Annotated in this window: 10 protein-coding genes; 6 read left to right on the top strand and 4 right to left on the bottom strand. The window is 51.2% G+C overall.

Translation table 11 applies throughout. From position 1 onward, the window contains the following. Window positions 1-82: 82 nt before the first annotated feature. The 4 genes from rny to pheT all read right to left on the bottom strand — a co-directional run bounded on the left by rny (window position 83) and on the right by pheT (window position 5,082). Entirely contained in the window at window positions 83-1,765 is a 1,683-nt protein-coding gene (gene rny, locus CRP01_RS03170; RefSeq protein ID WP_099148549.1) for a ribonuclease Y, read from the bottom strand. Between the two features lie 224 nt (window positions 1,766-1,989). Continuing rightward, entirely contained in the window at window positions 1,990-2,292 is a 303-nt protein-coding gene (locus CRP01_RS03165) for a cell division protein ZapA (RefSeq protein ID WP_099148548.1), read from the bottom strand. Between the two features lie 2 nt (window positions 2,293-2,294). Continuing rightward, complete coding sequence (locus tag CRP01_RS03160) at window positions 2,295-2,591, bottom strand: hypothetical protein (protein ID WP_099148547.1); 297 nt, start codon at window positions 2,589-2,591, stop codon at window positions 2,295-2,297. A gap of 46 nt (window positions 2,592-2,637) precedes the next feature. Next, a complete protein-coding gene (gene pheT, locus CRP01_RS03155; protein ID WP_099148546.1) occupies window positions 2,638-5,082 on the bottom strand; it encodes a phenylalanine--tRNA ligase subunit beta in 2,445 nt (814 codons plus the stop codon). Window positions 5,083-5,428: 346 nt separating this feature from the next. Between pheT and CRP01_RS03150 the strand changes: the two genes are divergently transcribed. The 6 genes from CRP01_RS03150 to CRP01_RS03125 all read left to right on the top strand — a co-directional run bounded on the left by CRP01_RS03150 (window position 5,429) and on the right by CRP01_RS03125 (window position 12,857). Further along, window positions 5,429-5,875 carry a MarR family winged helix-turn-helix transcriptional regulator gene (locus tag CRP01_RS03150; protein WP_099148545.1) on the top strand — a complete coding sequence of 149 codons (447 nt, stop codon included), beginning with the start codon at window positions 5,429-5,431 and terminating at the stop codon, window positions 5,873-5,875. Between the two features lie 54 nt (window positions 5,876-5,929). Next, window positions 5,930-7,099 carry an efflux RND transporter periplasmic adaptor subunit gene (locus CRP01_RS03145; RefSeq protein WP_099148544.1) on the top strand — a complete coding sequence of 390 codons (1,170 nt, stop codon included), beginning with the start codon at window positions 5,930-5,932 and terminating at the stop codon, window positions 7,097-7,099. A 33-nt stretch (window positions 7,100-7,132) separates the two neighbouring features. Further along, window positions 7,133-10,276 carry an efflux RND transporter permease subunit gene (locus tag CRP01_RS03140; protein WP_099148543.1) on the top strand — a complete coding sequence of 1,048 codons (3,144 nt, stop codon included), beginning with the start codon at window positions 7,133-7,135 and terminating at the stop codon, window positions 10,274-10,276. 211 nt (window positions 10,277-10,487) lie between these two features. Further along, window positions 10,488-11,027, top strand: coding sequence for a 5' nucleotidase, NT5C type (locus CRP01_RS03135; protein ID WP_233752615.1), 540 nt, complete (start codon window positions 10,488-10,490; stop codon window positions 11,025-11,027). Window positions 11,028-11,030: 3 nt separating this feature from the next. Next, window positions 11,031-11,447 (top strand): GtrA family protein, encoded by a 417-nt coding sequence (locus CRP01_RS03130; RefSeq protein WP_099148542.1) that lies wholly within the window; start codon window positions 11,031-11,033, stop codon window positions 11,445-11,447. A 24-nt stretch (window positions 11,448-11,471) separates the two neighbouring features. After that, window positions 11,472-12,857, top strand: a complete 1,386-nt coding sequence (locus CRP01_RS03125) for a TolC family protein (RefSeq protein WP_099148541.1) — start codon at window positions 11,472-11,474, stop codon at window positions 12,855-12,857. The last annotated feature ends 62 nt before the right edge of the window (window positions 12,858-12,919 follow it).

Here is a 12,919-nt window from a genome sequence, read left to right as displayed (position 1 = left end):
AAAGGTGTATAAGTGGGTCGACATTTCCACCTATACACCCTTACAATTTTTAGAAACTGTTTTAAAAACGGTCTCTTACTTTTTATCTCGCATAAGCGACCGCCCGCTTCTCGCGGATAACGGTTACCTTGATCTGGCCGGGATACTGCATTTCATCCTGGATCTTCTGAGAGATCATGAAGGACAGATCGTCGGCGTATTGATCACTTACTTTTTCGGATTCTACGATCACCCGTAGTTCGCGACCGGCCTGCATGGCGTAGGCTTTCTGTACGCCATCGTGCGCCAGGGCCAGTTCTTCCAGTTCACCGATACGCTTGAGATAGCTTTCCAGGATCTCCCGGCGGGCACCCGGACGGGCACCGGAGATGGCATCACAAGCCTGAATGATCGGAGAAATGATGTTGTTCATCTCGATCTCATCGTGGTGAGCACCCACTGCGTTGGAAACGGCGGGGTGTTCCTTGTGCTTCTCGCAAAGCTTCAGACCGATCAGTGCGTGGGACAGTTCGCTTTCCTCTTCGGAAACCTTCCCGATATCGTGGAGCAGACCGGCGCGTTTGGCCAGTTTGATCTGTTTCGGACTCAACTTCAGTTCGGCGGCCATAATGGCGCAAAGGTTGGCGGTCTCGATCGAGTGCTTCAGCAGGTTCTGTCCGTAGGAAGAACGGTAGCGCATCCGGCCCACCATCTTCACCAGGTAGGGATCCAGCCCGTGGATATCCAGTTCGATCACGGTGCGTTCCCCGATCTCGATGATCTGTTCGTTCAGTTGTTTTTTGGTTTTAGCCACCACTTCCTCGATGCGGGCGGGGTGGATACGGCCGTCGGCAACCAGGCGTTTCAGCGCCAGGCGGCATACTTCGCGGCGGATCGGGTCAAAGCTGGAGATCACGATAGCTTCCGGCGTGTCGTCTACAACGATCTCCGCTCCGGTAGCGGCTTCCAGCGCCCGGATGTTCCGGCCTTCCCGTCCGATGATCTGACCTTTGAGGTCGTCGGAATCCAGGTTGAAAACCGAAACGGTATTTTCAATGGTATACTCCGCACACATTCGCTGAATGGATTGGATAACGATCTTCTTGGCTTCTTTGTTGGCGGTGATCTTGGCCTGCTCCACCGTATCTTTTACGATGGCCATGGCGTCGGTTTCTGCTTTGGCTTTAACGGCTTCAAGCAGTTGTTCTTTGGCCTCGGCTTCCGAAAGTTTGGAAACGATCTCCAGTTCTTTGATCCGGCGTTCGTTGGCCGTATCGAGTTCCTCTTTCTTCTTGGCGATCACTTTGAGCTGGGTTTCCAGATTTTCCCGGATCGCTTTTATTTCAGCTTCCTTCTGCTCTACTTCCTGGCGACGTTTTTCGATCTTTTTATCCCGTTCGTCAAACTTATCGACCTTCTGCTTCAGCTCTACTTCCTGGGCTTTCACCTCCATCTCCCGGTCCTTCATCTCCAGCATGTGTTCGGACTTCTTGCTTTCGAAATCCGACTTCATCTTGGCAAAACGATCTTTCGCCTCCTGGATCTTGCGCTGCTTGGTCTTTTCATTGCGGATCTCCGCCTGAGACATGGCCTTTTCGGCTTTCATTTCCGCTTCGTCCTCGATCCGTTTGGCGGTAAGCCGGGCTTCTTTGATCACCTGGTCCGCCTGGGCGTTCATCTCGTCGATCTTCTTCGTGTTGGCCTTCTTGACGGTCAACTGAAGAATAATATAAGCCACCACCGCCCCAACGAGCAGGCCGATGATGAAGAGCGTTATAGTATCCATTGGTAATACATTTATCTAGTACTAATGATTGAATAAATGCGGGTTTTCCAGGGGAATCCGCATTGTTTTTGGAAAACAGAGTGGAAATAATAAAGGAAGGAAGTAGGAAGAGATCTATAATGTAATGCGGAACTCTTTCGGAAAAATCCGAAAACCGGTTATGTCGGTCCATTCCGGATAGTCGATCCGGCAACATGGAACACCGAAAACCTGGTACCGCAAAATTATACCAACAACTTATCTAAGAGCTCGTCAATTTGGTTAAGCTTATTATCCAATTCCGGGTCCGGAACGTTAGGCTGGCTGGTTTGCATAAGTTTATGTAGATCTACCGCATACGTAAGAATAGCCATGGACAGGCAGTCCTGCTTGTCCTTGTTCGAATAGGTCAACTGAAATTGATTGATCTTATCATTAATTTCCTTGACGATTTTTCGGATCGTAGGCTCGTCATTTTCTTTGATCTTCAAAGGATAAGGTCGGCCTGCGATCAGTACGGTTATCTGTTTGTTATGCTTCCCTTCCATGCCTAGCTGTTCTGTAACCACTCAATACATTTATCAATCTCTTTAATGTATTGATCGAGCTGTCCTCTCAGCTGTTGGGTGTGCTCTGTCTCATTCACTTCCCGTCTTTCCAGCACCCCCTGCGTTTTAGTTAGTTTATCTTTTAGCGCACTCACCGCCCCTTGTTGTTTGTCCAATTCGGCTTTGAGTTGCTCATTTTTATCGGTTAAATCAATATTTTCTTTCCGCAATCGCTCTACTTTTAAGGCGAGTTGGCGGATTTTTAGCTCAATATTATCAATTTTTTCAGACAAATTCATGTCTTATAGTTAAGTTCTGGGATGGATCGTTCAAGATCTTCTTCAATTAACGCCGGATCAGTGCACCTAGTTGTGTTTCGTAGGTCTTAATCAGACGTTCCATCACCTTATCAATTTCCTTGTCCTTTAGCGTCTTGGTATAATCCTCGAAAACGAAGCTCACCGCGTAGGATTTCTTATCGGCGCCCAACTGTTCCTCATTGACGTAAACGTCGAACAGGTTAACCTCCCGCAAGATCTTTTTACTCAATTGCTTAGCGATGGATGCAATATCATTAAATTTCACCGAATTACCAACGACCAGGGCCAGATCGCGCCGTACCCGGGGATACTTATTCAGTTCCTGCATGGATACATCCTGCTTGCGCAGACTTTTCAGGATGGTATCCCAGTTGAAATCGGCGTAATAAACGGCCTGTTTGATCCCCATGCCTTTCACCAGCCGGCCACTGAGGCGTCCAAATTCGACGATCACCTGCGGACCGCGATGGTAACGCAGTCCGTACTGGAAGGTCTCATCCTGGAGATCGGTTTCCTGGTAGCGGTCGAGGCCCACGCGTTCCAGCACCTGCCGGACGTAGGCTTTGAGGGTATAGTAGCTCATCTCGGACTTATCCGTATTCAGCCAGCTTTCGGGATAGCGCTGGCCGCTCAGGAAGAGGGTCAGGTGGTTGATCTCTTCGAACCCTTCGCCATCAGCCTGGTAAGACCGGCCGAATTCATAAAGCTTGACATCGGAGCGCTGGCGGTTCTGGTTGTGCAGAATAGCTTCCAGTCCGCTGAAAACCATCGACGGACGCATGATGTCCAACTGCACATTGGACGTATTGTTGATGTAGACCAGCTTTTCCGCCGGAATGGACGGCAGCAGGTCCCGGTAATAGCGGGATTCGGACAAGGACAGTCCCATCATCTCAAAAAAGCCATTAGCCGACAGCAGGTCGCCGATCGCGTTTTTCACCACACCGGGATCCGGTTTCGGCGAGATCACCATCGCGCTGCGGATCTGATTGGCGATGGGCACATTGTTGAACCCAAAGATGCGCAGGATCTCTTCCACCACGTCGGCGGGCCGCAGTACATCCGCTTTGTTGGTGGGGATGGAAACGGTGAAGCGATCCTCGTCTTCCTTGACCACGGTCATTTCCATGGCTTCCAGGATGGCCCGCACTTTCTCGGGGGAGATCTCCACTCCGATCAGGTCATTGACGTAGCTGTAGGCTACCTCAATCTCTTTTTCGCTGATAGGGTTGGGATAAATATCCACGATCTCCGATGCGATGGTACCGCCGCCGAGTTCTTTGATCAGCAGGGCCGCCCGCTTCAGCGCATAAAGCGTAATATTGGGATCGCTGCCTTTTTCGAAGACCTTGGCGGCGTCGGTGCGCAGGTTGTGCCGCATGCTGGAGCGGCGGATGTACTGCGGATCGAAATGAGCGGATTCCAGGAAGATATTGCGGGTCGTATCCTTTACACCCGAGTTGATCCCGCCGAACACCCCGCCGATACACATACCGTTTGAGTCGCCGTCGCAGATCATCAGGTCTTCCGCGTCCAGTTTGCGCTCTACCTCATCCAGGGAAACAAAAGTCGAACCGGCCGGCAGGGTCTTGACAATGATCTTTTGTCCGTTGATGGCATCCAGATCGAAGGCGTGGAGCGGCTGCCCCAGTTCGTGCAGTACGAAGTTGGTGATATCTACGATGTTGTTGATCGGGCGTACGTCGATGGCCAGCAGGCGCTGCTTCAGCCAGTCCGGACTTTCCTGGATCGTAACGCCCTCAATGCTGACGCCGGTGTAACGTGGGCAGGCTTCGGTATTTTCCACCACCACTTCTACCGGCAGTTCATTATTATCGATCTTGAATTCCTCCACCGAAGGCCAGCTCAGATTGCCGTCGTGATCGTGATTGATCTTCAGGGCCGCTGCCAGGTCGCGGGCAACCCCAATATGGTTAGTCGCATCCGAGCGGTTGGGCGTCAGGCCGATCTCATAAATGTAATCGGTCTGGATATTGAAGTAATCGCGCGCAGTCTGGCCTACGGGTGTCTCTTCGGGCAGCACCATGATGCCGCTGTGGTCCACTCCCAGACCGAGTTCATCTTCGGCACAGATCATACCTTCCGATACTTCGCCGCGGATCTTTCCTTTTTTCAGGGTAAGCGGATCTCCTTCGATCGGATGCAGGGTGGTTCCCACCGTGGCCACCATTACTTTCTGGCCGGCGGCTACATTGGGCGCTCCGCACACGATGGACAGCGGTTCACCGTTGCCGATATCGACTTTGGTCAGCGACAAGCGGTCCGCATTGGGGTGTTGGCCGCATTCTACCACTTTTCCAACTACCACGCCGTTCAGTCCACCGGGGATGCTCTCCACTTCCTCCATGCCTTCCACTTCGAGTCCGGTGCCGGTCAGTGTCTCAGAAATTGTTTCCGGGTCCAGTTGTACGTCTATATAGTCCTTCAACCAATTGAGCGATACTTTCATGTCTTACCTTGATTTGTATATGCGTTGATACGGTAAAAGGTAATCTGGTGCATCACCGTATCACAATGTCAATTTTGGCGCAAAGATAGTAAACCTATAGCATTGAAGGTTGCCAACTGATTTGTAGTTCCCGGCGGGAGGCAAAAAGTTTTTAAAAAATTAATGCCTGTGGTTAAACTATTCGGGAGAGCGTGTGTTTTTGGTTGCAAGTGCAACTAATAATTAGGCAGGTAAATCGGGTAAAGCGGATCGTTTGCACCACCCTGGATCGTGGCTATTGAGTAACTCGCCACAACTTAGCGGTCGGTAAAACTTTCTTTACCCCGGAAGACAATTTCAGAAATACATGACGATAAAGTCAGATCCATACGATTCTTTGGTATTCCTCACCAATCGGGTAGGCCGCTTACTGAGCAATGAGGTGCGGAAAAAGCTGGAAGAGGAAGGAGGCCCGCAGATACTACAGACCACGCATATCGGTGTTCTGGTGGATCTCTGGGTTCAGGACGGGGTTCGCCAGCAGGATCTGGCCGTCTCAACGATCAAGGATAAGGGAACTATTACCCGCACTTTGAACTTCTTAGAACAGGAAAATCTGGTAGTGCGGGTAACGGACCGTTCGGATAAGCGAAACAAGCGGATCTATCTTACCCATAAAGGTAAAGAAATGGAACATCGTTTACTGCCCTACGCAGAGCACGCCACGGTCGGAGCTACCGACGGCATTAGCCCGGAAGAACTCCGGGTATGCAAAGATGTGCTGGCTAGGCTGTATAAAAATTTAATAAAATAGTTGCACATGCAACTTTGTCGAAATTTTATTTTAAGATTTTGAAATCACCCATTTATGGATAAACAACTATTATTTCGCCGACTGGGGATCATTCTGGGAGTTATACTGTTGGTGATCGCCGTAGTGATGGCTAAAAAACTGACCGCAGAAAAACCCGAGCCTCCGCGTAAAGAAGAAGTGCGGGCCATGCCGGCCGTCAGTACCTTTCCCGCAACGGTCGAAGAAGTGGCTACTACGCTCAGCGTACAGGGAGAACTGGTGGCGTTTGACAAGATCGATATTTTCTCCGAAGTCACCGGTGCGCTGGTCTCAACTTCCCGTCCCTTTAAGGTAGGAACCTATTTCCCGCAGGGAGCAATCCTAATCAAGATCGACAACTCGGAAGCTCACCTGGCCCTCCTGGCCCAGAAAAGCAGCCTGCTTAACGCCATTACGCAGTTGATGCCGGACCTGAAAGTGGACTATCCGGAAAGTTTCGCCCACTGGCAGCAATACCTGGACAACTTCGAGCCGGAATCAGCCATCAAGCCGATGCCCGATCCACTCAACGATCAGGAAAAATACTTCATTGCTTCCCGCAATCTCTATACCCAATACTACAATATTAAAAGCCAGGAAGAACGGCTGGACAAATACGAGATCCAGGCTCCTTTCGGCGGGGTGATCACCCAGACCAGTATCAACCCGGGAGCAGTAGTTCGCGCCGGACAGAAACTGGGAGAGCTGATGAATACGGGCAACTACGAACTACAGGTAACCGTTCCGCTCAGCGATCTGAAATACATCAAGACCGGGAATACGGTCACGCTGCTGTCCGACGACCTCGACGGCGAATGGAGTGGCCGCGTAAAACGGATCAACAACCAGGTGGATGCGGGTACCCAGACGGTGAAGGTATTCATTAGCGTAAGCGGACAAAACCTCCGGGAAGGCATGTACCTCCGCGGAGATATCGCCGCTACCAGCATCGCCGATGCCGTGCGCATCCCGCGCGATCTGCTCATCGATCAGCGGGCGGTGTACGTAGTGCGCGACAGCACTCTGGAATTGGAACCGGTACAGGTGGTGAAGATCACATCCGATGCCGCTATCGTTCGGGGTATACCGGAAGGGGCACAGTTGCTGCGGGAGCTTTTCCCCAATGCTTTTGACGGGATGAAAGTGAGACCACAAGGGGATCAGAGCAGCGGACAGACTTCGGTTAACGCCGTGGGTTCGCTGTAATTCTTGACTAATGACGCTTATCAAAACTAACCTATGAGAGGTTTTATCAATTACTTTATTAAGTACGGTGTGGCGGCCAACCTGCTGATGGTTGGCCTGCTGATACTGGGCGTAGTCAGTATGTTCAGCATCAAATCTACTTTCTTTCCGGAAGTGGAAAGCCGCATTATTTCCATTCAGATCGTCTATCCGGGAGCTTCACCCGAAGAGATCGAGGAAGGGGTGATCAGCAAGATCGAAGAGAATCTTAAAGGGCTTACCGGTGTGGAGCGTTACACTTCGGTGAGTAGTGAAAATAGCGGGACCGTTATGGTAGAAGTATTCAAAGGATACGATACCGACGTGATCCTGCAGGATGTGAAAAACGCGGTGGATCGCATCAATTCCTTCCCGGTGGGCATGGAGCCGGCGGTAGTGTATAAACAGGAATTCCTGGGCTTCGCGATCAATTTCGCACTCAGTGGCGATGTGGACCTGCGTACCCTCAAACGCTACGGCCGGGAAGTGGAGGATGATCTGCGCGCCATCGATGGTATCTCCAAGGTGGAGCTGAGCGGTTTTCCGGATGAAGAGATCGAGATCGCTTTCCGCGAAAGGGACCTGCGCTCCTATAATATGACTTTCCAACAGGCTACACAGGCGATACGCGCCGCGAACCTGGACATCACCGGCGGTACGCTGAAAAGCGAAAAAGAAGAACTGCTGATCCGGGCCCGCAATAAGGAGTACTACGCCGACGGCCTGCGTGATATTATCGTAAAAACCACGGCGGACGGCAGTGTGGTCCGTCTTTATCAGATCGCCGATATCCGGGATAAATGGGCCGACAATCCGGACCGCAGTTTCCTGAACGATGATGCTTCGGTGATCGTGACCGTTCAAAATACGCTCGAAGAGGACCTGCTTACCGTTGCGGAAAATGTACGCAACTACCTTGAAGGCTTCAACGAGCGCAACGATATTGTACAGGCGACGATCATCCGGGACGGTTCGGAGATCCTGCAGCAACGGATGAGCCTGCTCACCAAAAACGGGGTGCAGGGTTTCATCATTGTAATGATACTACTGGCGATGTTTCTTCACTGGCGACTGGCCTTCTGGGTGGCGCTGGCCATCCCCATTTCCTTCGCCGGTATGTTCGTGGTGGCGAATCTGCTGGACATTACCTTCAACGTGATCTCGCTCTTTGGTATGATCATCGTGATCGGTATCCTGGTGGATGACGGTATTGTGATCGGGGAAAATATCTACCAGCAGTACGAAAAAGGGGTGCCGCGTTTTCAGGCGGCTCTGAACGGTACTATGCAGGTATTGCCCGCAGTATTTGCGGCGATCATTACCACCATCATTGCGTTCTCTACCTTCCTGTTTATCGACGGTAACCTGGGGGATTTCTTCGCGGAAATGTCCATTGTGGTGATCTTTTCGCTCGTCTTTTCGCTGGTGGAAGGCGCCATCATATTGCCTACCCACGTGGCCCATTCCAAGGCCCTGAGTAAAGACCGCAAGCCCAATGCCGTACAGCGGAACCTGGATAAATTGATGAATTTCATGCGCGATACGCTGTATGCGCCCGCGCTGCGATTCTCCATGCAGAATAAGTTCCTGACCATCTGTATTGCGGTAGCGGCCCTGATCCTGACCATCGGGTCCATTGGTGGCGGTATCATCCGTACGACTTTCTTCCCGGTCATCGAACGGGATAATATCAATATTACGCTGCAGATGCCGGCGGGTACCCGCGAGCAGGTCACCGAGAAGTGGCTGACCCACATAGAAGATGCCGCCAAGCGGGCAAATGAAAAGCTGAGTCAGCAATTTTTCAACGGTGAAAAAGAAGCGATCGAACGCATACAAATGACCATCGGTCCTTCTACTTTCCGCGGATCAATTGACCTGGCGATCCTGGACGGTGAGAATCGCGATCCGATGAAGGTGCGCGACGTGATCAATGCGATCCGGGAAGAAGCCGGAACGATCCCACAGGCGGAAGTAGTAACCTACGGTTCGCAGTCCGCTTTCGGTAAACCCGTTTCCATTTCGCTGGTCGGTGAAGACTATCCGCAACTCCAGAAGGCCATTGAAGCCGTGAAGCTCGAGATGCAGCAACTGGCCGAACTCACGGATGTAGTGGACAACAACCAGGAAGGCCTGCGCGAGATCAATATCAGCCTGAAGGACAAAGCCCGCTATCTGGGGCTGAACCTGCAGGAAGTGCTGGGGCAGGTGCGGAGCGGTTTCTTCGGGAGCGAGGTACAGCGTTTGCAGCGCGGCCGCGACGAAGTACGCGTATGGGTGCGTTACGATGAGGAAGACCGGAAGGATATTACCCAATTGCAGGATATGCGCGTGCGCTTTCTGGACGGCCGGGAATACCCGCTTAGTGAGATTGCGAACCTGGAGATCGACCGGGGCGTGATCAACATCAATCACCTGGACGGCAAACGGGAAGTGAAAGTAGAGGCTGATGTCGCGAACGATAATGTATCCGTGAGCGATCTCACCACCAACCTGAAGGAAGTGATCCTGCCGTCGATCCTGGTCGACTATCCCGGAGTACAGGCTAAATTTGAGGGCCAGAACCGGGAGCAGGAAAAATCGGCCAAGTCACTGCAAACGGTCGGCACCGTAGTGCTGGCGCTGATGTTCTTCGTGATCGCCTTGACGTTCCGTTCCATCAACCAGACCATTGCCGTTTTTCTGCTGATCCCCTTCGGTTTGATCGGAGTGGGTTGGGGACACTGGCTGCTCGACAAACCGATCAGCTTCTTCTCCATTCTCGGATTTATTGCCCTGGTCGGTATTCTGGTGAACGACGCCCTGGTGTTCGTATCTACCTATAATGACAACATCCGCGACGGGCAAAAACAGATGGATGCACTATACGATGCCGGTCTCAGTCGTTTCCGGCCGATCATTCTGACATCGCTGACTACTTTTGCCGGACTGGCTCCGCTCTTGCTGGAGAAAAGTCTGCAGGCTCAGTTCCTGATCCCGATGGCTATTTCCGTTTCTTTCGGACTACTGGCCATTACGTTCATCATTTTATTGGTACTGCCGGCTATGCTGATCATCAACAACCGGATCAAGGTATATACTGCTTACGCCTGGAATGCGAAAAAGCCGACCTACACCGAAGTGGAACCGGCTGCCAAAGAATTGCAGGAGGTCGAGTGAACGCACACGAATAGATGATGTGTTATTACCTTATGTAGGCCGGCGGTCCGGAAGGGCCGATGGCCTACATAAATGAAAAGATGTGGTTTTCCTGATACTGTTGGTTGGGAATGGTAAATGTTGGCCGCCGCACTGCAAAAGAATGTATTTGCAAAACTATTTTTTCGGCCTTGCGCCATCTTTACACGAACAAGCAAATTATAGAACCTAAATGATGAAACCACGTATAGCCATTGACATGGACGAAGTGATGGCCGACATTGAACCGAAGTTTCAGAAGATCTACGAACGTGAATTTGGAGAAAAGATCACTCGCGACGATTACTGGGGGCAAAAGATCTACGAGACCCGTGATGAGACACGCTACATCCGGGACTTTCTGCACGACAAAGGATTCTTCCGGGATCTGGAAGTGATGCCCGACAGTCAGGAAGTGATCCGCGAACTGATGGAAGATCACGAAATCTTCATTACCACCGCGGCGATGGAGTTCCGTTCTTCTTTCGAAGACAAGTACGACTGGTTGCAGGAACATTTTCCTTTCCTGCACTGGAAGAATTTCGTTTTTTGTGGTGATAAGAGTATTATTCGCGCCGATTACATGATCGATGACCATGTGAGGAATCTGGAAAGTTTCCAGGGGACCGGCTTGCTGTTCACGGCTTCGCACAACATCCATGAAGACCGCTTTACGCGAGTAGACAACTGGCAACAGGTGCGGGAATATTTTAAAACCCAAAAAGCCAAGTAAGAAATGATAAACTGGAGAGAGAGCAAAGTGAGCAAATTGTTCCTGCTCAAGGGCAAGTATGCTACTGCAAGTCTCGTGGCAACGCTATTTGAATATGGACTTTATTCGCTGTTCATATATGCCTTCGCGTTTGAAAAGACGACGTCACACATTATGAGTTTCGGCATTGCCATGATCGCCAATTTTCTCCTCCAGCGCTTTTTCGTATTCAAGCTGAAGCGGCCCGTGATGAAAGTATTCGCTATGGCGATGGGTTTTTCTCTGGGTGGCTTGCTGCTGAGTTCGCTCATCTTTTCCACTTTGGTTAAAATTCCTTTTCTGGAACACAACCACTATCTGGCGAAGGTGATGACCTCGGGGATGATCTTCTTTTATAATTTTTATCTGAAGCGTTTTTCCTTCGAGAAAAAATTTGTGTAAAAACATTCGAAATAACCAACAGACATGATTAGCTATCTACGAAATAGGGTCACCACGGTTCGACCTATTCACCAACTAGCCGCACTGATGATCTTCGGCAGTGTGCTGGCGGCGGGCACGCTTCGGGCGCAGGAGACGAGCCTCAGCTTGTCGGAAGCGATCGAGATCGGGTTGAAAAATAATTATCAGATCCAGATCCGGCAGTTGGAAAAAGAGCAGGCGGCCAACCTGAACGACTGGGGTGTAGCGGGTAAATACCCCACCATCAACCTGACGCTGAATAACAACAACACCTACAGCGGATCGAAAAACCCCGCGTCTTTCCTGCGGGAACTGTCGCAGTTCGGTACGGGGCTGGGCCCGGGCATTGAAGCCAACTGGGTGCTGTTTGACGGCTACCGGGTGCGGTTCACCAAAGACCAGCTCGAGCAGCAGGAAAGAATGAGTGAGATCTCTACCAAGCTGGCGGTGGAAAATACCATCCAGTCCATCATTCAGGCCTACTACGCGGCGCTGGTGCAGAAAGAGCAACTGGATGTGCGCATGGAAGTACTCGATCTTTCACGCGACCGGGTGGCTTACCAGGAAGTACGGCGGGAATACGGGCAGGCCGGTACTTTCGATGTACTGCAAACCCAGGATGCCTACCTGAATGACTCTACCAGCTATATCGTGCAGCTCAATACCTATGAGAATGCCCTGCGCTCCCTGAACCTGGCCATGGGAATAGACGTTTTCGGCACCAATTATACGCTGACCGATACGCTGACCCGCGAATTGCCCGCTTATGAATTTGAAGCCATGCAAACCCGCCTGTTGGCGAATAACCAGTCTATTCTGAATCTGCAGATGGCCCGGGAGCTCGCTCATACCAATACCCTTTTACAGGAAGCGACTAAATCACCGACCGTAAGTGTGCGGGGAGGCGCAAATTACAACCTGAACAAAACCGTATTCGGTACGGGTACTTTCTCCGACGGCAACGAACGTGACCTGGGTGGGATCGGTAGCTCTAACTACTCGGCCTTCATCAACCTGAGCGCTACCTACAATATTTTTGACGGTGGAGTGCGCAGAAAGCAGGTGGAAAATGCCAAAACCGGAGAACTCATTGCCCAACTCAATATTGAAGAGGCCAAACGCAATCTGAATTTGCAGTTGCAAAACGGTCTGGCGACTTTTGAGAGCCAGAAAGAACTCGTACGGGTGACCCAGCAGCTGGCGGACAATGCCCGCCGGAACCTGGAGATTGCCGAAGAGCGTTTTCGGGGCGGTCTCATCAACTCGTTTGATTACCGGACGATCCAGTTGGGATACATCAACGCCAATCAGGCCTTGCTCAACGCTATCTACAATGTGAAACTGACGGAAACGGAACTGATCCGCCTGACGGGTGGCCTGGTACGTTAAAACCGTTTCTGCGGTAAAGAAAATTTTAAAAGGTGGCGCCATTGATCCTGTGTTTTCAGCGG

It is taken from the genome of Flavilitoribacter nigricans DSM 23189 = NBRC 102662 (genome assembly GCF_002646595.1).
Taxonomy (GTDB): domain Bacteria; phylum Bacteroidota; class Bacteroidia; order Chitinophagales; family Saprospiraceae; genus Flavilitoribacter; species Flavilitoribacter nigricans.
This window is presented reverse-complemented; position numbering and strand designations above follow the sequence as displayed.